Origin of the sequence: Dactylosporangium sp. NPDC005572, from assembly GCF_040605515.1 — a bacterium.
Lineage (GTDB): Bacteria > Actinomycetota > Actinomycetes > Mycobacteriales > Micromonosporaceae > Dactylosporangium.
In genome coordinates, this window is record NZ_JBEXCY010000012.1 from 36,269 (window position 1) to 57,552 (window position 21,284).

Consider the following 21,284-nt stretch of genomic DNA (forward strand, 5'->3'; position numbering starts at 1 on the left):
GGTGATCGCGGTGTGGTCACCGTAACGTGAGCGCCGACCAGCCGAACTGGTCGATCGGGCCGGTCCCGGCCCCGATCCGCCACTCGGCGGCGTCGCCGATGGCCCGGCCGACGAACCCCTTCGCCCACACCACCGCGTCCGGCGGGGCGTCCCCGGCCGCCAGCCGGGCCGAGATCGCCGTCGCGAACGTCGGGCCGCTGCCGTCGGTGTTCCGGCTGGCGATCCGCGGGCTGTGCAGCACCCGGGCGGCGCCGTCGGCCCACAGCACGTCGATCGCCTCCCCACCGGCGACGAAGTCACCGCCGGTCACCACCACGTAGCGCGAGCCGCCCGCCGCCAGCTGGGCCGCCGCCCCGGCCATGTCGGCCGGGGTCACCACCTCCCAGCCGAGCAGGGCCGAGGCCTCCTCGCGGTTCGGCGTGGCGACCACGGCGTGCGGCAGGAGCCGCCCGAACGCCGCGATCAGCCCCCGCCGGGAGCCGCTCGTGGTGGCGAGGACCGGGTCGACGACCAGGTTCGGCAGCGCGCCCGCGCGGGCCCGCGCGGCCACCGCGACCACCGCCTCGGCGGTCGGGAACATGCCCGTCTTGACCGCGGCGACCGGGAGGTCCGCCAGCACGCTGCCGAGCTGGGCGGCGACGACCGTGGTGGGCTGCGCGTACACATCGGTCGTGCCGCGCGTGTTGCGGGACAGCACCGCCGTCACCACACACGCGGCGTGCATCTGCAGGGCCGCCAGGGTCCGCAGGTCGGCCTGCAACGCGGAGCCGCCGGACGAGTCCGTCGCGCCGATGGTGAGCACCACAGTCGGTTCCACGGCACTCAGCTGACCACGCTTCGTAAACGGCGGCCCGCACAATTCGTCCGCTAGCCGCGCCCTTCCCAGACCGGCTCGGGCACCTCGACGACCTCGCCGTCGGCGCGGAACAGCAGGAACCGGTCGAACGACCGGCTGAACCAGCGGTCGTGCGTCACCGCGATCACCGTGCCGTCGAACGTCCGCAGCCCCTCCTCCAGGGCCTCGGCGCTGGCCAGGTCGAGGTTGTCGGTCGGCTCGTCGAGCAGCAGCAGCGTCGCCCCCGACAGCTCCAGCAGCAGCACCAGGAACCGCGCCTGCTGGCCACCCGACAGGGTGCCGAACCGCTGGTCGGCCTGGGCCGCCAGCTCGTACCGCGACAGCGCCGGCATCGCCTGCGGCCGCGGCAGCCCCGCCCGCCAGTCGTCGCCCCGCCACAGGATCTCGGCGAGCGTCTTGTCCAGCAGCTCCGGACGGTCGTGGGTCTGCGAGAAGTGCCCGGGCCGCACCCGCGCGCCCAGGCGCACCACGCCGTCGTGCAGCACCGGCGCCAGCTGCGCCCCGATCGGCGTCTCCACCGGGTCGGTGCCGCCCCGCGCCAGCAGCCGCAGGAAGTGCGACTTGCCGGTGCCGTTGCCGCCGAGGACGGCCAGCCGGTCGCCGTACCAGAGCTCCAGGTCGAACGGGTAGGTGAGGCCGTCGAGCTCCAGCCGCTCGGCCACGACCGCCCGCTTGCCGGTGCGCCCGCCGGACAGCCGCATGCGGATGTCCTGGTCCTTCGGGGGCGCCGGCGGCGGGCCGGCCTCCTCGAACTTGCGCAGCCGGGTCTGGGCCGCCTGGTACCGCGACGCGAGCCCGTCGTTGTAGGCGGCCTTCGTCTTGTACATCAGCACGAGCGCCTTGAGCTTCTCGTGCTCCTCGTCCCAGCGGCGGCGCAGCTCGTCGAGCCGCTCGTGGCGGGCCACCCGCGCCTCGTGCCAGGACGCGAAGCCGCCGGGATGGACCCAGGCCGAGCCGCCCTCGACGGCCACCACCCGGTCGGCGGACTGCGCCAGCAGCTCACGGTCGTGGGACACGTACAGGACGCTCTTGGGTGACTCCCGCAGCCGCTCCTCCAGCCAGCGCTTCCCGGGCACGTCGAGGAAGTTGTCGGGCTCGTCCAGCAGCAGTACCTCGTCCTCCCCGCGCAGCAGCAGCTCCAGCGCGAAGCGCTTCTGCTGGCCGCCCGACAGGGTCCGCACCGGCCGGTCCCGCGACTCGTCCCACGACAGGCCCAGCGCGGCCACGCTCGCGGTGTCGAACAGCACCTCCGCGTCGTAGCCGCCGGCCTCGCCCCACACGGCGAGCGCGTTGGCGTAGCGCAGCTGCGCCTTCTCGCTGTCGTCCTGGTGCATCACGCGCTCGGCCTTCGCGAGCCGCTCCCCGGCGGCCTGCAGCGCCGGCGGCGACAGCTCCAGGGCCAGGTCGTGCAGCGTGCGGTCGTCGCCGATCATGCCGATGAACTGCCGCATCACGCCGAGCCCGCCGGAGCGCGCCACCGCGCCGGTGTGCACCGGCAGGTCGCCCGCCACCATCTTCAGCAGCGTCGTCTTGCCGGCGCCGTTCGGCCCGACGAGGGCCACCTTCGCGCCCTCACCGACCCGGAACGACACCTCGGAGAACAGCTCCCGGCCGTCCGGCAGCGTGTGCCCGACCCCTGCCACGTCGACGTATCCCACGGTCAGGCATTCAACGCGACGGCGGTACCACAGTCGCGGTGTTTTTCCGCACGGCGAAGATCCGGAACCCCTTGTGGTTGGCGTGGCGCTCGGCCGGGAAGCCCTGCTCGCCGAGCCAGCGCTGCAGCGAGTCGGCCCCCAGGTTCCTGGCCACGACCAGCCACGCCACGCCGTCGTCGGCGAGCCGCGGCAGCCACCGCAGCAGCAGCGCGTGCAGCTCGGGCTTGCCGATGCGGATCGGCGGGTTGGACCAGATCTGCGCAAACCTGACAGTCGGCGGCACCTCGTCGGGCGTGACCGCCACCACGTTGGTACCGGCGGTGTTCTCCCTCGTCAGCTCCAGCGCGCGCTGGTTGACGTCGACGGCGTAGATCGTCGCCCGCGGCGCGGCGTGGGCGAGGGTCCTGGCGATCGGCCCGTAGCCGCAGCCCAGGTCGAGCAGGGTGCCGGTGGTCCCCGGCCCCGGCCGGGGGGCGTGGTGCAGCAGGGCCGCGGTGCCCGGGTCGAGCCCCCGCCAGGAGAACACGCCCGACGCCGTGGCCAGGCGAAACTCGTGGTCGTCCACGGTGAACACGACCTCGTGCCGCTCGTGGGCGACCGCGGGGTCGGCCGTGAAATAGTGCTCGCCGGACGCCATGCAACGCATTCTCCCCCGCATAGCTGACGGCCACGCCGTAGGGCCACCCGTTCGGATTTGTGCGAAACATTGCCGATACGGCACCCCCTGCGGGTGTCGGCTACCCTGTGCGACATGACTTCTGGGAACGAGCAGCGCCGGAAGCGGCGTTCCGACTCGTTCCGCCGGGACGAGGCGGACGAAGCCGACAACTGGCTGGCGGGCCTTCGCGGCAGCGGCAGAGGCGAGCCTGACCCGTTCTCCGCGCCGCCGCCCGAGCCGGCGCCGTTCGAGCATCCGGCGTTCGACGCTCCGCCACCGCCGCGGGGCCGGCGCCGCCCCGACGATTCGCCGAGCGGCCAGTTCAGCCGCCGCCCCGACGATCCGCCCAGCGGTCAGTTCGGTCGGCGCCCTGACGATCCGCCCAGTGGCCAGCTCAGCCGGCGCTCCGATGATCCGCCCGGTGGCCAGTTCAGCCGCCGCCCTGACGATCCGCCCAGCGGTCAGTTCGGTCGGCGCCCCGATGATTCGCCCAGCGGTCAGTTCAGCCGGCGGTCGCGCGACGAGCCCGGCGACTCGCCGAGCGGCGTGTTCAGCCCGGCGATGCTGCCCCCGGCGCCGCCACCGTCGCGGCCGCCCGCGATCGACGCGACGCAGGCCATCGGCCGCCGTCGCCGCGACGACTCCGGAGAGTCGCCGAGCGGTTCGTTCCGCACCGCCCCTCCGAGCGACCCCGGTCCCGCGGCGCCCAGCGGTCGCCGCCGGGCCCGTGAGATCGAACCGCCCCGTCGCCCCTCGGAGTCGTACGACCACGGGCCGGAGCTGACCCCGATCATCAAGCCGCTGGCGGACTACACGCCGGCGCAGCCCTCGGCCGAGCCGCCTCCGCTCGTCCCGATCTTCCCGTCGGTGCGCCCCGACGCGCCGCCCCCGGACGCACCGCCCAGCGGCCGCCGTGGCCGCCGCGCGGCCGAGGAGGCGCCGCGCGACCACGAGCCCGGCGGACGGCGCCGCGCCCGCGACGACGCCGGCCCGCCCACGGGCGACATCGCGGCACGCCGCCGCGCCGCTGCCCCGGAAGACGTCGCTGGCCGCGGCTTCGCGGAGCGTGGCACGGGCCGCCCCTTCGGCGAGCCTGCTACGGGCGACGTGGCTGGTCGACGCTTTGCCGAGCCGGGCACCGGCGACGTGGCCGGACGGCGCTTTGCCGAGCCGGGCATGGGTGACGCCGGCGGGCGACGCCGGCGTGAGGGCACTGGCGAGTTCCCGGGCGACCTCGGCGGTCGCCGTGACGGCACCGGTGACCTCGGTCGCCGTGACGGCAGCGGCGACCTCGGTGGCCGGCGCGGCCGGGCGGACGAGACCACGGCGTTCCGCCGGCAGCGCCAGGACGAGTTCGGCGGCCCCCGCCCGTACGACGACCCTCCCACCGGCCCCCGCGGCCGGATGGCGTCCGCGGGTTTCGCCGCGAGCGCCCCGCCGGACGTCGACGCCCCGCGCCGCCGCCCGTCCTTCGACGACCCGCCACACCCGCGCCGCGCCCCGGACGACGCGATGCCGGGCCGCGGCTACGACGACCCGCCGCCGGCCCGCCGCCGCGGTACCGGTGAGTTCACCGGCTCGGGCGCCCGCGCGCTCCGCGACCGCCCGGGCGGCTCCGGCCGGCCACCCGCACGGCCCGGCAGGGGCGGCACCGGCACTCACCCACGGCCGGCGGCCATGGAGTCGCCCCACCGTCCGCACCGCTGGGTGGCGATGCTGAGCGCGATCGCGGTCCTGGTGGTGCTGGCCGCCTGCGGCATCGGCACCTGGTTCATCTTCCGCGACGAGCGCGACGGCCCGGAGTCGGCCCGCTCCAGCACCACGGACGGCCCGAAGAAGCGCGACATCAGCAGCCGCAAGGTCGACCCGAACCCGCTGACGGAGGCGGAGGTCTTCCCGAGCAACAACATCGTCGCGGTCCCGAACGAGCCCCCGTACCTGATCCTCTCGACGAAGGCGTCCCCCGACTGCAAGACCGCGGCGACGGACGACCTGGCGACGTTGCTGATGAACGCGGGCTGCAGCGAGGTCGTCCGCGCGACGATGAAGTCGCCGAACGAGGAGTACCTGATCACGGCCGGCCTGTTCAACCTGGACACGGAGGAGGCCGCGGCCAAGGCGTTCGACGCCGTGAAGCCCATCGTCGACGGCCAGAAGGGCCGCTTCTCCGGCATGAGCGTGGGCGCCGGCACCGGTACCGACGCCCTGGTCCGCGCCCCGACCCAGCTGGGCTGGAACTACAAGGGCCACTTCATCGCGTACTGCGTGATCGCCCGCGTGGACGGCAACGCGTTCACCCCGGACGACCCGTACCCGAACCAGATCACGTTCGACATCGTCGAGACGTACCTGGAGAACGGCATCATCGGCAACCGCGCGATCATCCAGCCCGAGGCCACCCCGGCCGCGTCGCTGCCGGCGTCCGCAGGCTCCCAACCCCCGGCGAGCTAGCCCCCGCCACGCACCGTTCATGATCGATGGCAAGTTCTGGCTGCCATGACGACCAGATCTCTCCATCGATCATGGCGCGCGCCGCAGTTGACCCGCGACCGGCGTTATTTGGTGCCGCGGCCCGCAGCGCCGGCACGTCGCGGAGGCGGTGCGGCCTGCGGCTTCCAGCGACAGCCGGGCACGTCAAGTCAGCAGGTCACGGCGGCGCTACAGGGCCAGCCGGGCACGTCAGCAGGTCGCGATGGCGGTGCGGTCCGCGGCGGCGGGTAGGCATGTAGCGGCGACGACCCCGCGGCGTCAGGCGCGCACACAGCGGTGACGACCCCCACGCGCCCCGCGGCGTCAGGCGGCCACGTCGCGCCGCCGACGGGTGAGCTCGGCACGCTCGCGCAGGGCAGCCACATCGGCCGGGTACACCACCTCGACCAGCGTCAGCCCGTGCGCCGGCACCACCCCCACCTCGTCGGCCCGCACGCTACGACCGAGCAGGCCCGCCGGCCACGACGGCGGCCGGCGCCCGTCCCCCACCGGCAGCTGCGCCCCCACCAGGCTGCGCACCATCGACCAGCAGAACGCGTCCGCCTGCACCGTCGCGACCAGGATGCCGTCCGGGTCGCGCCGCCAGGACAGCCGGCTCACCGCGCGGATCGTCGAGGCGTGCTCCTTGCGGCGGCAGAAGGCGGCGAAGTCGTGCTCGCCCACCAGGCCCGCCGCCGCAGCGTTCAGCAGCGTCAGGTCCAGCGGGCGGGGCCAGGCCAGGGTGTCCCGGCGGCGGAGCGGCGCGGCGCCGTAGGGGGCGTCCGTCACGCGGTACTCGTAGCGGCGTGACAGTGCCGAGAAGCGGGCGTCGAACTCCGGGGGTGCCTCCGTCGCGGCCAGGACGCGGACGTCGAGCGGGAGGAGGCCGGACAGGCGGCGGACCAGCGAGTCGCCGAGGGCGGCCCAGCGGTCCTCAGGGACGTCGATGTGGCACACCTGGCCCGTCGCGTGCACGCCCGCGTCGGTGCGGCCGGCGACCGTGAGACCCTCGACCGCGCCGAACAGGCGCTCCAGGACGGCCAGCAGCTCACCGGCCACGGTGCGGCGTCCGGGTTGGACGGCCCACCCTGAGAAGTCCGTGCCGTCATAGGCCACGTCGACGCGGATTCGTTTGCTCATCAACGTACACCCTCCAACCAAACGGCCCGACACTCCCGTTACGGAGAGTGTCGGGCCGTCCGAGACAGGGCCCTGATCAGGCCTTGGCCTCGTCGTCCTTCGAGTCGTCGTCGGAGGAGGAGGCGGAGGAGGCGGCGGCGGGAGCCGACGAGGACGCCGACGGCGTCTCGTCCTCTTCGCCGGCCAGAACCGCGATCGAGTCGGCCTTGGCGGCCTTGCGAGCGGTGGCCTTGCGCGGCGTCGACGTCGCGACGACCTCCAGCTCCTCAACCAGCTCGATGATCGCCATGGGGGCGGCGTCGCCCTTACGCGGGCCGGTCTTCACGATCCGGGTGTAGCCACCCTGACGGTTGCTGAAGCGCGGCGCGATCTGGTCGAACAGCGTGTACACCACGTCCTTGTCCCGCACCACGGAGAGCGCTTGACGGCGCGCGTGCAGATCGCCGCGCTTGGCCTTGGTGATGAGCTGCTCGGCGAGCGGGCGCAGCCGCTTGGCCTTCGTCTCGGTGGTCTTGATGCGACCGTGCTTGAACAGCGAGGTGGCGAGGTTCGCCAGCATCAGCCGCTCATGCGCGGGGCTACCGCCGAGGCGGGGACCTCTGGTGGGCGTGGGCATGGTTGGGACTCCTCTAGTACAACAGCTCGCTCAGAGCTGTTCGGTCTCGCGGTAGTCGTCGGTGTCGTAGTCCACGTCGCCGAACGCGTCCACGACGTGGGCCGGGTCGAACGTCGGGGCGGAGTCCTTCAGACCCAGACCCATCCCGGCGAGCTTCATCTTGACCTCGTCGATCGACTTCTGACCAAAATTCCGTATGTCGAGGAGGTCGGCCTCCGTGCGGCTGATCAGCTCACCGACGGAGTTGATGCCCTCGCGCTTGAGGCAGTTGTACGAGCGGACGGTGAGGTCCAGCTCCTCGATCGGCAGCGCCAGGTCGGCCGCGAGCTGCGCGTCCTGCGGGGACGGGCCGATGTCGATGCCCTCGGCGGTCTCGTCGAGCTCGCGCGCCAGGCCGAACAGCTCCACCAGCGTCGAGCCGGCCGAGGCCAGCGCGGTGCGCGGGGTCAGCGACGCCTTGGTCTCGACGTCGATGATGAGCCGGTCGAAGTCGGTGCGCTGCTCGACGCGGGTCGCCTCGACGCGGTACGTGACCTTCAGCACCGGGGAGTAGATCGAGTCGACCGGGATGCGGCCGATCTCCTGGCCCTGCTGCTTGTTCTGGTTGGCGGTCACGTAGCCCCGCCCACGCTCGACGGTCAGCTCCATGTCGAGCCGGCCCTTGCCGTTGAGGGTGGCCAGCTTGAGGTCGGGGTTGTGCACGGAGACGCCGGCCGGGGGCTGGATGTCGCCCGCCGTGACGTCGCCGGGGCCCTGCTTGCGCAGGTACATCGAGACCGGCTCGTCGTGCTCGGAGCTGACGCACAGCTCCTTGATGTTCATGACGAGCTCGACCACGTCCTCCTTGACGCCGGGGATCGTGGTGAACTCGTGCAGCACGCCGTCGATCTTGATGCTGGTGACCGCCGCACCCGGGATGGAGCTCAGCAGGGTGCGCCGCAGCGAGTTGCCGAGCGTGTAGCCGAAGCCCGGCTCGAGCGGCTCGATGGTGAACTTGGACCGGACCTCGCTGATGGACTCTTCGGCGAGACTCGGACGCTGTGAGATGAGCACTTTCGTTTCCTCCGATTCGTTGCGCGCCCGCTATATGACGCGCTCCGAAGGCGGGGCCGGGAGCGGCCCCGCCTGCATTGCCTACTTGCTGTAGAGCTCGACGATGAGCTGCTCCTGGACCTGGGTGTCGATGACCTGCCGCGCGGGCAGGCTGTGCACCAGGACCTTGAACTCGCTCGGGATGAACTCCAGCCACGCCGGGACGGTCTTGCTGCCCGCGAGGCCCTGGGCGATCTGGAACGGCGTCAGCTCACGCGACTTCTCGCGGACCTGCACGATGTCGTGCTCGCGCACGCGGTACGACGGGATGTCGACCTTCTTGCCGTTGACCTGGATGTGGCCGTGGCCGACCAGCTGGCGGGCGGCGTCGCGCGAGGTGGCGAGGCCGGCCCGATAGACCACGTTGTCGAGGCGCGACTCGAGGATCTTCAGCAGCTCCTCACCGGTCTTGCCCGGCTTGGCCACAGCCTCGTCGAAGTAGCCCTCGAACTGCCGCTCCAGCACGCCGTAGATGCGGCGGGCCTTCTGCTTCTCGCGCAGCTGCAGGAGGTACTCGGTCTCCTTCGGCCGGCCGCGGCCGTGCTGGCCGGGCGGGAAGGGACGCGACTCGAACGGGCACTTCGGCCCGTCGCACTTGCTGCCCTTGAGGAACAGCTTCATCTTCTCGCGCCGGCAGCGACGGCAGTCGGCACCTGTGTAACGAGCCATGTGTCAGTCTCTTCCCTTAGACCCGGCGGCGCTTCGGCGGACGGCAACCGTTGTGCGGCTGCGGCGTGACGTCGGAGATCTGCCCGACCTCCAGGCCGACGGCCTGCAGCGAGCGGATCGCGGTCTCGCGGCCGGAGCCGGGACCCTTGACGAACACGTCGACCTTGCGCATGCCGTGCTCCATCGCGCGACGGGCGGCCGCCTCGGCGGCCAGCTGCGCGGCGAACGGGGTCGACTTGCGCGAGCCCTTGAAGCCCACCTGCCCGGCGGACGCCCAGGAGATCACGGCGCCGGTCGGGTCGGTGATCGACACGATGGTGTTGTTGAACGTGCTCTTGATGTGCGCCTGCCCGTGGGCGACGTTCTTGCGTTCCTTGCGCCGGACCTTCTTGACAGCGGTCGCGCCGGCGCGAGCCTTCGGCGGCATTCTCTATGCGCTCCTAGTTACGTTTGCGGATCTCGGACCGGCTACTACTTCTTGCCCGGCTTCTTCTTGCCGGCGACCGTGCGCTTCGGACCCTTGCGGGTGCGCGCGTTGGTCCGGGTGCGCTGACCGCGCACCGGCAGGCCCTTGCGGTGCCGGATGCCCTCGTAGCAGCCGATCTCGACCTTGCGACGGATGTCCGCGGCGACCTCGCGGCGCAGGTCGCCTTCAACCTTGTAGTTGGCCTCGATGTAGTCGCGCAGCTGCACGATCTCTTCATCGGTCAGGTCACGAGCCCGCTTGTTCGGGTCGATGCCGGTGGCGGCCAGAGTCTCGACGGCCCGGGTACGCCCGATGCCGTAGATGTAGGTGAGTGCGATCTCGGTGCGCTTCTCGCGCGGGAGATCGACACCAACGAGACGTGCCATAGGTGGGCTGACTCCTCAAATGTGCGGAGGTCTGTGCCCGCTCCGCCCCCGTCTGCCCACAGACGGGCCCCGGCCTCCGACCGGGGGTGTGTCCACGCGCGCCGCTGTTCGCGGCGACCCGTGGCTGGAACGGGCTGTAACAAAACGTGCGGTGCCGGGGACTCAGCCCTGGCGCTGCTTGTGGCGCGGGTCAGTGCTGCAGATGACCATGACCCGGCCATGCCGCCGGATGACCCGGCAGTTGTTGCAGATCCGCTTGACGCTCGGCTTGACCTTCACGGTGTGCCTAACTCTCGCTGCGCGCCCGCGTTTGGGGCCGCAGGCCCGACCGTTACCTGGGAACCGAACCCGATTACTTGTAGCGGTAGACGATGCGCCCGCGAGTGAGGTCGTAGGGCGAAAGCTCCACGACAACACGGTCTTCGGGCAGGATGCGGATGTAGTGCTGCCGCATCTTGCCGCTGATGTGCGCCAAGACCTTGTGGCCATTGGCGAGCTCAACCCGAAACATCGCATTCGGGAGTGGCTCGATCACTCGGCCCTCGATCTCGATGGCCCCGTCTTTCTTCGGCATGTCCTCCGCTACCTGACATCGGGTCTGGTGGGTGACGCTTGCATCCGTTTCACGAGGTCACCGACGTGTGCCGGGGATCTCGAGCCAGCCGCGGCTCCGAACATGCCACTGGAAGCGCGTGGAGGCATGCCGGAGTGGACGCTTTGCGCCAATGCGCAAGTCTACGCACGAAAGCGCGTGGGACCAAATCGGGGGTCAGCTGTCGCGGTACCGCTTCTGCTGGCGCGGTGGCTCGTTGCCGAGCACCTTCATGCTGAACGTCGTCGCGAGCAGCACCGCACCCCACGGACCGGCCACCCACATGGGCCAGAAGTAGACGGGCTCACCGTTGGAGATGCTGACCAGGATCCAGATCACAATGTTGACCGAGACCGCGACCAGCCAGGCGCTCCACACGCCGATCAGCCACCGGGGATTGCGCGATTCGTCGCGCTCCTCGCCGTCGGACGACGCCGCCGGGGAGGAGGAGCGCGCCAGCTGCGACTCCGCCTGCGGGTGGAAGCCCGGAAGGTCCTTGAGGATCTTGTCGAGGTCGCCGTAGGTCCGGGCCTCGTATGCGTCCTTGAGCCGGTCGTCATACTCGCCCAGGGACAGCCGGCCCTCGTCGAGCGCTGCCTTGAGGCGCTCCGCCACGAACTGCCGGTCGACGTCGGCCGCACGCAGGTCTTCCCGCCGGTCTGCCACTGCTCCCCCTTCACCCCAATTCGGGTGCAGACAGCATCCCATCCGCCAGGCGAGCGTTCCACCCCGGACTGGGCCCTAGGTGGTACCGCTGACCGCCGGCTCCCGCGCCGTCACGAGGTCGCCCAGGCGGGAGCGGCCGCCGTCCTCGGCGGTGAGCACCCACACACCGTCGTCGCAGATCGCCATCGTGTGCTCGACGTGCGCCGCGACGGAGCCGTCGACCGTGACGACGGTCCAGCCGTCGTCGAGCTCGGCGACCTTCGGCCGGCCCCGCGTGATCATCGGCTCGATCGCGAGCGCCATGCCGGGCCGCAGCATCGGGCCCTTGCCCGGGCGGCCCTTGTTCTCGACGAAGGGGTCCTGGTGCATGGCACTGCCGATGCCGTGCCCGCCATAGCCTTCCACGATGCCGTACCGCCCGGCCTTGCGGATCGACGACTGGATCGCGAAGGAGATGTCGGTGAGCCGGCCCTTGCCGGAGCGGGCGCCACGGGCCGCCGCCGCGATACCCGACCACATGGCGTCCTCGGCGACCCGGATCAGCCGGCGCTGGTCGGCGTGGACCTCACCGACCCCGACGGTGATCGCGGCGTCGCCGTGCCAGCCGTCGAGCTCGGCGCCGCAGTCGATGGAGATCAGGTCGCCCTCCCGCAGCACCTGCCGCGGGCTGGGGATGGCGTGCACGACCTGGTCGTTGACCGAGGAGCAGATCGACGCCGGGTAGCCGTGGTACCCCATGAAGGAGGGAATGGCGCCGGCCGACCGGATCGTCTCCTCGGCGATGCGGTCGAGGTCGGCGGTGGAGACTCCGGGCGCGACCGCGGCCCGCATCCGGGCCAGGGCGTCCGCGACGACGAGCCCGGCGCGGCGCATCAGGCCGATCTGTTCCGGGGTCTTGAGCTCGATCTCGACCTGGTGGGCCATGTGGAGCTTTCAGCCGCCGTACGAACGGAGGGCGTCGATCGCGCGGACGGTGACGTCCTCGACGGGCCCGGTGGCGTCGATGCCGACAAGCTTGCCCTGCGCGCCGAAGTAGTCGACCAGGGGCGAGGTGTCCCGCGCGTACACCTTCAGGCGCTCGGCGATCGTCTCGGCCTTGTCGTCGTCGCGCTGGAACAGCTCCCCGCCGCAGCGGTCGCACACCCCGTCGTGGGTGGGCGCGTCGAACTCGACGTGCCAGATCTTGCCGCAGCCGCGGCAGGTCCGGCGGCCGGAGAGCCGCCGGATGACCTCTTCGTTCTCCACGACGAGCTCGAGCACGATGTCGAGCCCGGTGCCCAGGTCGGCGAGCAGCTTGTCGAGCGCGTTGGCCTGGGGGACGGTGCGCGGGAACCCGTCGAGCAGGAACCCGTCGGCCGCGTCCCCCTCGGCGAGGCGGTCGGACACCATGTTGATGGTGACCTCGTCCGGCACCAGCTGGCCGGCGTCCATGTACCGCTTCGCCTCCACGCCCAGCGGCGTGCCCTGCCCCACGTTGGCGCGGAAGATGTCGCCTGTGGAGATTTTGGGCACGGCGAGGTGCGCGGCGATGAACTCGGCCTGGGTCCCCTTGCCCGCCCCGGGGGGACCTACCAGCACCAGCCTCACTACCGGAGGAACCCTTCGTAGTTGCGCTGCATCAGCTGGCTCTCGATCTGCTTCACCGTCTCGAGGCCCACACCAACAATAATGAGCACCGCGGTGCCACCGAACGGGAAGTTCTGCAGAGCCTGCCCGCCACCCACGATACCGATGAGCAGGTTGGGCAGGATGGAGATGATGCCCAGGTAGAGCGCGCCGGGGAGCGTGATGCGGCTGAGGATGAAGTCAAGATACTCGGCCGTGGGCTTGCCGGGGCGGATACCGGGCACGAACCCGCCGTACTTCCGCATGTTGTCCGACACCTCGGTGGGGTTGAAGGTGATCGAGACGTAGAAGTACGTGAAGAAGATGATCAACAGGAAGTACAGGATGATGTGGGCCGGCTTGTCCTGGGCCACGATGTTCCGGTTGATCCACAGGATCGTGCTGTTCGTCGTGTCGGAGCCGGCGAACGAGGTCGCCAGCTGCGGCAGGTAGAGCAGCGACGAGGCGAAGATGACCGGGATGACACCCGCCTGGTTGACCTTCAGCGGGATGTAGGTCGAGGTCCCGCCGTACATCCGGCGGCCGATCATGCGCTTCGCGTACTGGACCGGGATGCGGCGCTGGGCCTGCTCCAGGAAGACGACGAACGCGATGACCACCACGGCCAGGCCGACGATGACGAAGAACGTGGTCTTGTTGTCCTGCCAGATCTGCAGGCCCTCGCTGGGGAGGCGGGCCGCGATCGAGGTGAAGATCAGGACGGACATGCCGTTGCCGACGCCGCGGTCGGTGACGAGCTCGCCGAGCCACATGATGACGCCGGTGCCGGCGGTCATCGTGATGACCAGGACGGTGAGCGTCAGCCACATCGGGATCTTGCCGGTGTCCGGGATGATCGGGTACTGCGACTGGTCGCACGCGCCGCCGAAGAGCTGGCCGGACCGCGCCAGGGCGACGAACGCCGAGGCCTGCAGGATGCCCAGACCGAGGGTCAGGTAGCGCGTGTACTGCGTGATCTTCGCCTGGCCGGACTGGCCCTCCTTGCGGAGCTGCTCGAGGCGGGGGATCACGACCGTCAGCAGCTGCAGGATGATGCTGGCGGTGATGTAGGGCATGATGCCCAGCGCGAACACCGACAGCTGCAGCAATGCACCGCCGGAGAACAGGTTCAACAAGGTGAAGACCTGGTTGTCCTGACCGTTCTCCAGGATGTTGAGGCACTTCTGCACGTTGCCGTACGACACGCCGGGGCTGGGCAGCGTCGCGCCGAGCCGGTAGATGGCGATCATGAACAACGTGAAGAAGATCTTCTTGCGCAGGTCAGGCGTTCGGAACGCACTGGCAAAGGCGGAGAGCAACTTCATCCTCCTGCGCAAGGCGGCCGGTCGGCCGACGAGGTGGGGTCCTGGTGGTGCTTGTGACGATGTCGAACGTATGAGTCGAACGTGTTACTGCGCAACGGACTCTAACAGGATGTCGAGAGCACATCACGCCCGGCTTTGAGGCACCGCGTGGCGCCCACCGGTCCGGTGGACGCCACGATAGCGCTCTATTCGGTTTCGCCGCCCAGCAGCTTGACCGTGCCGCCGGCGGCCTCGATCTTCGTGCGCGCTGTCGCACTGAACTTGTGCGCACTGACCTGCAGCTTGACGCCGCCCAGCTCGCCGTCGCCGAGGACCTTGACCAGCTCGCCCTTGCGGACGGCGCCGGCGTCGACCAGCTCGGCCACGCCGACCTCGCCGCCCTGCGGGAACAGCTCGGCCAGGCGTGCAAGGTTCACAACCTGGAACTCGATCCGGTTGCGGTTCTTGAAGCCCTTCAGCTTCGGCAGGCGCATGTGGAGGGGCATCTGCCCACCCTCGAACGCCGCCGAGATGTTCTTGCGGGCCTTGGAGCCCTTGGTGCCACGCCCGGCCGTCTTGCCCTTGGAGCCCTCACCGCGACCCACGCGGGTCTTCTCGGTCTTGGCGCCGGGGGCGGGCCGGAGGTGGTGCAGCTTGATCGTCATCGGATTACTCCACCTCTTCCACGGTGACCAGGTGCGTCACGGTGTGGATCATGCCGCGGATCTCCGGGCGGTCTTCCTTGACGACCACGTCGCGGATCCGCTTCAGCCCGAGCGACCGCAGGGTGTCCCGCTGGTTCTGCTTGGAGCCGATCTCGGACCGGATCTGGGTGACCTTGAGACGAGCCATGGCTACGCCCCCGCCCCGGCCCGTGCGGCCAGCATGGCGGCCGGCGCGACGTCCTCCACCGGGAGGCCACGGCGCGCGGCCACCGCCTCCGGCGACTCGAGCTTCTTCAGCGCCGCCACCGTCGCGTGGACGATGTTGATCGCGTTCGACGACCCGAGGCTCTTCGACAGCACGTCGTGGATGCCGGCGCACTCCAGGACGGCGCGGACCGGGCCACCGGCGATGACGCCCGTACCGGCGGAGGCCGGCTTGAGCAGCACCACACCGGCCGCGTCCTCACCGATCACCGGGTGCGGGATCGTCGCCGCGAGCCGCGGCACCTTGAAGAAGTGCTTCTTGGCCTCCTCGACGCCCTTGGCGATGGCCGCGGGCACCTCCTTGGCCTTTCCGTAGCCGACGCCGACCGTGCCGTCGCCGTCACCGACGATGACCAGGGCGGTGAAGCTGAAGCGACGACCACCCTTCACGACCTTGGCGACGCGGTTGATCGCGACGACCCGCTCAAGATGCGGCGTCTTCTCGGCGGGCGCGTTGCCGCGGCCGCCACCCTCGCGACGGTTCTCGCGACGGCCGCCACCTTCTTGGGTGCTACCGGACCCGCCGCCCCTGCGCTGAGGACCAGGCATGAACGTTTCCCTTCCTAGAACTCGAGTCCGGCTTCGCGGGCGGCGTTCGCCAGGGCCGCGAGGCGGCCGGCGTAGCGGTTGCCGCCACGGTCGAAGACGACCTTGCCCACACCGGCGGCCTTGGCCCGCTCGGCGAGGAGGGTGCCGACCTTCGCGGCCTGCGCCTTCTTGTCGCCATCGGTGCCCCGGATGGTCGCGTCGAGCGTCGAGGCCGAGGCCAGGGTGTGACCCTTGAGGTCGTCGACGATCTGCGCGGTGATGTTCCGCAGCGAACGGGTGACCACCAGGCGGGGACGCTCGGCGGTACCACTGACGTGCTTGCGGATGCGGAAGTGCCGGCGAGCACGCCCCGTGCGGCGCGCGGCGGCAACGCCGCCGGAGTTGCGGCGCTTGAGCAGCGTGGCGCTCATTTCTTACCAGCCTTTCCGGCCTTGCGGCGGATGACCTCGCCCTGGTACCGCATGCCCTTGCCCTTGTACGGCTCGGGCGGGCGGATCTTACGGATGTTCGCAGCGACCTCGCCGACCTGCTGCTTGTCGATCCCGGCGATGTGGAACAGCGTCGGCTTCTCGACCGAGAAGGTGATGCCGGGCGGCGGGGTGACGACGACCGGGTGCGAGAACCCGAGCGCGAACTCCAGGTCCGAGCCCTTGGCGGCCACGCGGTAACCCGTGCCGGCGATCTCGATGCTCTTGCGGTACCCCTCGGTGACACCCACCACCATGTTGGAGATGAGCGTGCGCGACAGGCCGTGGAGCTCCTTGGCCTTGCGCTCGTCGTTGGGGCGGACGACGTTGAAGCTGCCGTCCTCGGCCCGCTCGCAGGTGATCGGTTCGGCGAGGGTGTGGCTCAGTTCGCCCTTGGGGCCCTTGACGGTGACGACCGGGCCATTGATCTTGACCTCGACGCCGGAGGGCACCGTGATGGGCTTACGTCCGATTCGCGACATTGGAGACCTTCCTCACCAGACGTAGGCGAGGACTTCCCCGCCCACCCCTCGCTTGCGGGCCTGCCGGTCGGTGAGCAGCCCTTGGGACGTCGAGATGATGGCCACACCGAGGCCACCGAGCACGCGCGGCATCTCGACCGACTTCGCGTACACCCGGAGGCCCGGCTTCGACACGCGGCGGATGCCGGCGAGGCTGCGCTCACGGTTCTGGCCGTACTTGAGGTCGACGACAAGGGTCTTGCCGACCTTGCCCTCCTCCGGCTCCTGCACCAGCCACGAGGACACGTAGCCCTCGGACTTGAGCACCTCGGCGATGTTCGCCTTGATCTTCGAATATGGCATCGACACCCGGTCGTGGTACGCCTGGTTGGCGTTACGCAGACGCGTGAGCATGTCTGCGATGGGGTCGGTCATGGTCATTGCTTGTCAGCCTTTCTCGCCGCGGTTCCTCGCCCACTGGCGGGCCTACGGCGAAGGAGGATTACCAGGAAGCCTTGGAAACGCCGGGCAGTTCGCCACGGTGCGCCATCTCGCGGATGCACACGCGGCACAGACCGAACTTGCGGTAGACGGCCTTCGGCCGGCCGCAGCGCTGGCAGCGGGTGTACGCGCGGACCGCGAACTTGGGCTTCGCGGCGGCCTTGAGGACGAGCGCCTTCTTCGCCATGGTCAGTTCTCCCTAGTTCTCACGGAAGGGGAAGCCGAGCAGCTTGAGCAGCGCGCGACCCTCCTCGTCCGTGCGGGCGGTGGTGACCACGGTGATGTCCATCCCTCGCGGCCTGTCGATCTTGTCCTGGTCGATCTCGTGGAAGACCGACTGCTCGGTGAGGCCGAAGGTGTAGTTGCCGTTGCCGTCGAGCTTGCGCCCGTCGAGGCCGCGGAAGTCACGGATACGCGGCAGCGCGATCGACAGCAGCCGGTCCAGGAACTCCCACATCCGGTCGTTGCGCAGGGTGACCTTCGCGCCGATCGGCATGCCCTCACGCAGCTTGAACTGCGCGATGGACTTGGTGGCCCGGCGGACCTGCGGCTTCTGGCCGGTGATGGTGGCCAGGTCGCGGACGGCGCCGTCGATGAGCTTCGAGTCGCGGGCCGCCTCGCCGACACCCATGTTGACGACGACCTTGACCACGCCCGGGATCTGCATCGGGTTGGCGTAGTTGAACTGCTCACGCAGCTGGCCCGCGATCTCGTCGCGGTACCGCTGCTTGAGGCGAGGGTTCACCTTCTCGACCGTCGTCATCACAGATCCTTACCGGAGCGGCGCGACACGCGGGTCTTCACGCCGTTCTCGTCAATGCGGGAGCCGACCCGGGTCGGCTTGTTCTCCGAGTCGACCACCATCACGTTGGAGATGTGGATGGGGGCTTCCTGCGTCACGATCCCGCCGGTCTTGGAGCCCCGCTGGGTGGTGCGGATGCGGGTGTGCTTCTTGACGCGGTTGACGCCCTCGACGATGACCTTGTCCTCGCGCGGGAGGGCGGTCAGCACCTTGCCGGTCTGGCCCTTGTCCCTGCCGGCGAGGATCAGGACGGTGTCGCCCTTCTTCACCTTCATGGCTACAGCACCTCCGGCGCGAGCGAGATGATCTTCATGAAACGCTTGTCCCGGAGCTCACGCCCGACCGGGCCGAAGATGCGGGTGCCACGCGGGTCCCCGCCGTCCTTGATGATCACGGCGGCGTTCTCGTCGAACCGGATGTAGGAACCGTCCGGGCGGCGCCGCTCCTTGGTGGTCCGGACGACGACGGCCTTGACCACGTCACCCTTCTTCACGCCGGCGCCCGGGATCGCGTCCTTCACCGTGGCCACGATGATGTCGCCGATGCCTGCATAGCGGCGACCCGAGCCACCGAGCACACGGATGCACAGGATTTCCCGGGCTCCCGTGTTGTCGGCGACGCGCAGCCGCGACTCCTGCTGAATCACGCTTATCTCCTAATGTCTGCCAGTTCTCGGCGCCGCCTGAGCGGCGCCGAGCTTGGCGGAACGACGGCCTTACTTGGCCTTTTCGAGGATCTCCACGACCCGCCAGCGCTTGGTCGCCGACAGCGGCCGGGTCTCCATGAGCAGCACGCGGTCGCCGATGCCGCACGCGTTCTGCTCGTCGTGCGCCTTCAGCTTGCTGGTGCGGCGCATGACCTTGCCGTACAGCGGGTGCTTGACCTGGTCCTCGACCGCCACGACGACGGTCTTGTTCATCTTGTCGCTGACCACGAGGCCCTCGCGGACCTTGCGGCGGCCGCGCACCTCGGTGCCCGACTCGGTCGTCTGCTCGCTCATGCTCATGCCACCTCAGCCACAGCGTCGGGCGCAGCCGAAAGACCCAGCTCGCGCTCGCGCATGATCGTGTAGATCCGGGCGATCTCCCTGCGGATGACCTGCAGTCGCCCATGGTTGTCCAGCTGGCCGGTGGCCGACTGGACGCGGAGGTTGAACAGCTCCGCCTTGGCTTCCCGCAGCTTCTCGACCAGGCCCTCGTCGGACAGCTCACGCAGCTCGGTCGCCTTGATACCGGCGGCCATCAGACATCAGCCCCTTCACGCGTGACGATCCGGCACTTCAGCGGAAGCTTGTGGATCGCGCGCCGCATTGCTTCCCGGGCGATCTGCTCGTTCGGGAACGACATCTCGAAGAGGATCCGGCCCGGCTTGATGTTGGCCACCCACCACTCGGGCGAACCCTTGCCGGAACCCATCCGGGTCTCGGCCGGCTTCTTCGTGATCGAGCGGTCCGGGAAGATCGTGATCCAGACCTTGCCACCACGACGGATGTGCCGGGTCATGGCGATACGGGCCGCTTCGATCTGCCGGTTGGTGATGTACGCGGGCTCGAGGGCCTGGATACCGAACTCACCGAAGACCACGCGCGTGCCGCCCTTGGCCGGGCCGTGACGGTCCGGGTGGTGCGGCTTGCGGAAGCCCTTCGGGGGCTTGCGTGGGATCAGCATTCGTCAGCCCTCCTGCTGCGTCTCTGCCGGAGCCGGCGTCGGCTCAGCGGCGGGCGCGCTGCTCTCGCCGGCGGCCTCCGCGGCGTGCGCCGCAGCGGCGGCCCGGCCCGCCTCGGTACCACCGGCGGTCGTGCCGGAGGAGCCGGAACGTCCGCGACGCGGCCGCTCGGGCCGGTCGGCACGCTCACGACGGCCACGCGGAGGCGCGGCCTCGGCCGGCGCCTCGCGACCCGGAACGGCGTCGCCCTTGTAGATCCAGACCTTCACGCCGATGCGGCCGAAGGTCGTACGGGCCTCGAAGAAGCCGTACTCGATGTTCGCGCGCAGCGAGTGCAGCGGCACGCGACCCTCGCGGTAGAACTCGGTGCGGCTCATCTCGGCGCCGCCGAGGCGGCCGGAGACCTGCACCCGGATGCCGCGCACCAGCGTGTTCTTCATCGCCGACTGCATCGACTTGCGCATCGCGCGGCGGAAGCTGACCCGGCTGGACAGCTGCTCGGCGACCGCCTGGGCGACGAGCTGCGCGTCCGACTCGGGGCTCTTCACCTCGAGGATGTTGAGCTGCACCTGCTTGCCGGTGAGCTTCTCCAGCTCGGCGCGGATGCGGTCGGCCTCGGCGCCCTTGCGGCCGATGACGATGCCCGGGCGGGCCGTGTGGATGTCCACGCGGACCCGGTCGCGGGTGCGCTCGATGTCGACCTTGGCGATGCCGGCCCGCTCCAGGCCCTTGGACATCATCCGACGGATCTTGACGTCCTCGGCGATGTAGTCCTTGTAGAGCTTGTCGGCGTACCAGCGGGACTTCCAGTCGGTGCTGATGCCGAGCCGGAACCCGTGCGGGTGAACCTTCTGACCCATTACTCGGTCCCTTCCTCGGCGTCAGCCTTGTCGGCCGCCGCCTTCTTGGCCGGAGCCTTCTTCGCCGCGGCCTTCTTGGCCGGGGGCGCCTCGACCTCGTCGACCTCGTCGACCTCGTCGACCTCCGGCGTCACGGCCTTGGCGGCCTTGGTCGCCTTCGCCACGCCGGCCTTCGCCGCGCGGGCCTGGGCGGCCGGGACGCTCTCGACCACGATCGTGATGTGGCTGGTCCGCTTGCGGATCCGGTACGCCCGGCCCTGCGCCCGCGGACGGAACCGCTTGAGCGTCGGGCCCTCGTCGACGTAGGCCTCGGCGACCAGAAGCGAATCGGGGTCGAGACGCTCGTTGTTCTCTGCATTGGCGATCGCGCTCGCGAGCACCTTGTAGACCGGCTCGCTCGCCGACTGCGGCGCGAACTGCAGCACCGTGAGCGCCTCGCGCGCGGGCAGGCCGCGCACGAGGTTCACCACACGGCGCGCCTTCATCGGCGACACGCGCACGTGACGCGCGATCGCCCGGGCACCGGGCAGCGCCGCCTCGCTCTTCGTTGGCATCGGGAAATCCTCTTGATTCCTATCGGCTGCCTTAGCGGCGGCGGCTCTTCCGGTCGTCCTTCTCGTGACCCTTGAACGTGCGGGTCAAAGCGAACTCGCCGAGCTTGTGCCCGACCATCGCCTCGGTCACGAACACGGGCACGTGCTTGCGTCCGTCGTGGACGGCGATCGTGTGACCGAGCATCTCGGGGACGATCGTCGACCGGCGCGACCAGGTCTTGATGACGTTCTTGGAGTTCTTGGCGTTCTGGACTTCCACCTTCTTGATGAGGTGGTCGTCAACGAACGGGCCCTTCTTGAGGCTGCGAGGCATTGCTCA

32 protein-coding genes are annotated in these 21,284 nt (G+C 70.1%); 1 reads left to right on the top strand and 31 read right to left on the bottom strand.

Going from position 1 to position 21,284, the window contains the following annotated elements:
* Positions 1-16 precede the first annotated feature (16 nt).
* Genes thiD through ABZS66_RS09150 form a run of 3 tightly spaced genes read right to left on the bottom strand, consistent with a single transcriptional unit; the run spans position 17 to position 3,151 of the window.
* Entirely contained in the window at positions 17-817 is an 801-nt protein-coding gene (thiD, locus tag ABZS66_RS09140) for a bifunctional hydroxymethylpyrimidine kinase/phosphomethylpyrimidine kinase (RefSeq protein WP_354756587.1), read from the bottom strand.
* 50 nt (positions 818-867) lie between these two features.
* The gene (locus ABZS66_RS09145; protein ID WP_354756588.1) at positions 868-2,514 is read right to left on the bottom strand and encodes an ATP-binding cassette domain-containing protein; all 1,647 of its coding nucleotides are present in this window, start codon (positions 2,512-2,514) and stop codon (positions 868-870) included.
* Between the two features lie 10 nt (positions 2,515-2,524).
* Entirely contained in the window at positions 2,525-3,151 is a 627-nt protein-coding gene (locus ABZS66_RS09150; RefSeq protein ID WP_354756589.1) for a methyltransferase, read from the bottom strand.
* Positions 3,152-3,265: 114 nt separating this feature from the next.
* Here ABZS66_RS09150 and ABZS66_RS09155 point away from each other — a divergent pair, with 114 nt between their 5' ends.
* Entirely contained in the window at positions 3,266-5,623 is a 2,358-nt protein-coding gene (locus tag ABZS66_RS09155) for a hypothetical protein (RefSeq protein WP_354756590.1), read from the top strand.
* A 342-nt stretch (positions 5,624-5,965) separates the two neighbouring features.
* Here ABZS66_RS09155 and truA read toward each other — a convergent pair whose 3' ends face one another.
* The 28 genes from truA to rpsS all read right to left on the bottom strand — a co-directional run bounded on the left by truA (position 5,966) and on the right by rpsS (position 21,278).
* Complete coding sequence (gene truA, locus ABZS66_RS09160; protein WP_354756591.1) at positions 5,966-6,781, bottom strand: tRNA pseudouridine(38-40) synthase TruA; 816 nt, start codon at positions 6,779-6,781, stop codon at positions 5,966-5,968.
* Between the two features lie 76 nt (positions 6,782-6,857).
* Entirely contained in the window at positions 6,858-7,397 is a 540-nt protein-coding gene (gene rplQ / locus ABZS66_RS09165; protein ID WP_354756592.1) for a 50S ribosomal protein L17, read from the bottom strand.
* 30 nt (positions 7,398-7,427) lie between these two features.
* Positions 7,428-8,450, bottom strand: a complete 1,023-nt coding sequence (locus tag ABZS66_RS09170; protein ID WP_190249363.1) for a DNA-directed RNA polymerase subunit alpha — start codon at positions 8,448-8,450, stop codon at positions 7,428-7,430.
* Positions 8,451-8,531: 81 nt separating this feature from the next.
* The gene (gene rpsD / locus ABZS66_RS09175) at positions 8,532-9,158 is read right to left on the bottom strand and encodes a 30S ribosomal protein S4 (RefSeq protein WP_354756593.1); all 627 of its coding nucleotides are present in this window, start codon (positions 9,156-9,158) and stop codon (positions 8,532-8,534) included.
* A 16-nt stretch (positions 9,159-9,174) separates the two neighbouring features.
* Complete coding sequence (gene rpsK / locus ABZS66_RS09180) at positions 9,175-9,585, bottom strand: 30S ribosomal protein S11 (protein WP_033357646.1); 411 nt, start codon at positions 9,583-9,585, stop codon at positions 9,175-9,177.
* 44 nt (positions 9,586-9,629) lie between these two features.
* The gene (gene rpsM, locus ABZS66_RS09185) at positions 9,630-10,010 is read right to left on the bottom strand and encodes a 30S ribosomal protein S13 (RefSeq protein ID WP_190249365.1); all 381 of its coding nucleotides are present in this window, start codon (positions 10,008-10,010) and stop codon (positions 9,630-9,632) included.
* 162 nt (positions 10,011-10,172) lie between these two features.
* Positions 10,173-10,289: a 50S ribosomal protein L36 gene (rpmJ, locus tag ABZS66_RS09190; protein ID WP_014440745.1), complete on the bottom strand. Its 117-nt coding sequence runs from the start codon at positions 10,287-10,289 to the stop codon at positions 10,173-10,175.
* A 73-nt stretch (positions 10,290-10,362) separates the two neighbouring features.
* Positions 10,363-10,584 carry a translation initiation factor IF-1 gene (gene infA, locus ABZS66_RS09195; protein ID WP_007073013.1) on the bottom strand — a complete coding sequence of 74 codons (222 nt, stop codon included), beginning with the start codon at positions 10,582-10,584 and terminating at the stop codon, positions 10,363-10,365.
* A gap of 195 nt (positions 10,585-10,779) precedes the next feature.
* Positions 10,780-11,268 (bottom strand): DUF1707 domain-containing protein, encoded by a 489-nt coding sequence (locus tag ABZS66_RS09200; RefSeq protein ID WP_354756594.1) that lies wholly within the window; start codon positions 11,266-11,268, stop codon positions 10,780-10,782.
* A 75-nt stretch (positions 11,269-11,343) separates the two neighbouring features.
* A complete protein-coding gene (map, locus tag ABZS66_RS09205) occupies positions 11,344-12,192 on the bottom strand; it encodes a type I methionyl aminopeptidase (protein WP_354756595.1) in 849 nt (282 codons plus the stop codon).
* Positions 12,193-12,201: 9 nt separating this feature from the next.
* Positions 12,202-12,855, bottom strand: coding sequence for an adenylate kinase (locus tag ABZS66_RS09210; RefSeq protein WP_190249368.1), 654 nt, complete (start codon positions 12,853-12,855; stop codon positions 12,202-12,204).
* Entirely contained in the window at positions 12,855-14,192 is a 1,338-nt protein-coding gene (gene secY / locus ABZS66_RS09215) for a preprotein translocase subunit SecY (protein WP_354756661.1), read from the bottom strand. The genes ABZS66_RS09210 and secY overlap by 1 nt, the downstream gene beginning before the upstream one ends.
* A gap of 191 nt (positions 14,193-14,383) precedes the next feature.
* Positions 14,384-14,842 (bottom strand): 50S ribosomal protein L15, encoded by a 459-nt coding sequence (gene rplO, locus ABZS66_RS09220; RefSeq protein ID WP_354756596.1) that lies wholly within the window; start codon positions 14,840-14,842, stop codon positions 14,384-14,386.
* 4 nt (positions 14,843-14,846) lie between these two features.
* Positions 14,847-15,029 carry a 50S ribosomal protein L30 gene (gene rpmD / locus ABZS66_RS09225; RefSeq protein ID WP_190249371.1) on the bottom strand — a complete coding sequence of 61 codons (183 nt, stop codon included), beginning with the start codon at positions 15,027-15,029 and terminating at the stop codon, positions 14,847-14,849.
* Between the two features lie 2 nt (positions 15,030-15,031).
* Positions 15,032-15,655, bottom strand: a complete 624-nt coding sequence (rpsE, locus tag ABZS66_RS09230; protein ID WP_354756597.1) for a 30S ribosomal protein S5 — start codon at positions 15,653-15,655, stop codon at positions 15,032-15,034.
* 14 nt (positions 15,656-15,669) lie between these two features.
* Positions 15,670-16,065 (bottom strand): 50S ribosomal protein L18, encoded by a 396-nt coding sequence (gene rplR, locus ABZS66_RS09235; protein WP_354756598.1) that lies wholly within the window; start codon positions 16,063-16,065, stop codon positions 15,670-15,672.
* The gene (gene rplF, locus ABZS66_RS09240) at positions 16,062-16,604 is read right to left on the bottom strand and encodes a 50S ribosomal protein L6 (protein WP_354756599.1); all 543 of its coding nucleotides are present in this window, start codon (positions 16,602-16,604) and stop codon (positions 16,062-16,064) included. Before rplF ends, rplR begins: the two co-directional genes overlap by 4 nt.
* Before the next feature lie 12 nt (positions 16,605-16,616).
* Entirely contained in the window at positions 16,617-17,024 is a 408-nt protein-coding gene (gene rpsH / locus ABZS66_RS09245; protein ID WP_238007606.1) for a 30S ribosomal protein S8, read from the bottom strand.
* Positions 17,025-17,085: 61 nt separating this feature from the next.
* Positions 17,086-17,271, bottom strand: a complete 186-nt coding sequence (locus ABZS66_RS09250) for a type Z 30S ribosomal protein S14 (RefSeq protein ID WP_190249376.1) — start codon at positions 17,269-17,271, stop codon at positions 17,086-17,088.
* A 12-nt stretch (positions 17,272-17,283) separates the two neighbouring features.
* Positions 17,284-17,847: a 50S ribosomal protein L5 gene (gene rplE / locus ABZS66_RS09255; RefSeq protein ID WP_354756600.1), complete on the bottom strand. Its 564-nt coding sequence runs from the start codon at positions 17,845-17,847 to the stop codon at positions 17,284-17,286.
* Positions 17,847-18,161 (bottom strand): 50S ribosomal protein L24, encoded by a 315-nt coding sequence (rplX, locus tag ABZS66_RS09260; protein ID WP_354756601.1) that lies wholly within the window; start codon positions 18,159-18,161, stop codon positions 17,847-17,849. The genes rplE and rplX overlap by 1 nt, the downstream gene beginning before the upstream one ends.
* Positions 18,162-18,163: 2 nt before the next feature.
* The gene (gene rplN / locus ABZS66_RS09265; protein WP_033357657.1) at positions 18,164-18,532 is read right to left on the bottom strand and encodes a 50S ribosomal protein L14; all 369 of its coding nucleotides are present in this window, start codon (positions 18,530-18,532) and stop codon (positions 18,164-18,166) included.
* A 69-nt stretch (positions 18,533-18,601) separates the two neighbouring features.
* Positions 18,602-18,886 carry a 30S ribosomal protein S17 gene (gene rpsQ, locus ABZS66_RS09270; RefSeq protein ID WP_238007611.1) on the bottom strand — a complete coding sequence of 95 codons (285 nt, stop codon included), beginning with the start codon at positions 18,884-18,886 and terminating at the stop codon, positions 18,602-18,604.
* 2 nt (positions 18,887-18,888) lie between these two features.
* Positions 18,889-19,128 (bottom strand): 50S ribosomal protein L29, encoded by a 240-nt coding sequence (rpmC, locus tag ABZS66_RS09275; RefSeq protein WP_345126367.1) that lies wholly within the window; start codon positions 19,126-19,128, stop codon positions 18,889-18,891.
* Positions 19,128-19,553 (bottom strand): 50S ribosomal protein L16, encoded by a 426-nt coding sequence (rplP, locus tag ABZS66_RS09280; protein WP_190249381.1) that lies wholly within the window; start codon positions 19,551-19,553, stop codon positions 19,128-19,130. The genes rpmC and rplP overlap by 1 nt, the downstream gene beginning before the upstream one ends.
* A 3-nt stretch (positions 19,554-19,556) precedes the next feature.
* Positions 19,557-20,411, bottom strand: a complete 855-nt coding sequence (rpsC, locus tag ABZS66_RS09285) for a 30S ribosomal protein S3 (protein ID WP_354756602.1) — start codon at positions 20,409-20,411, stop codon at positions 19,557-19,559.
* On the bottom strand, positions 20,411-20,965 hold the full coding sequence (gene rplV, locus ABZS66_RS09290; RefSeq protein WP_354756603.1) for a 50S ribosomal protein L22: 555 nt from the start codon (positions 20,963-20,965) through the stop codon (positions 20,411-20,413). The genes rpsC and rplV overlap by 1 nt, the downstream gene beginning before the upstream one ends.
* Positions 20,966-20,996: 31 nt before the next feature.
* Entirely contained in the window at positions 20,997-21,278 is a 282-nt protein-coding gene (gene rpsS / locus ABZS66_RS09295; RefSeq protein ID WP_190249384.1) for a 30S ribosomal protein S19, read from the bottom strand.
* Between the last annotated feature and the right edge of the window lie 6 nt (positions 21,279-21,284).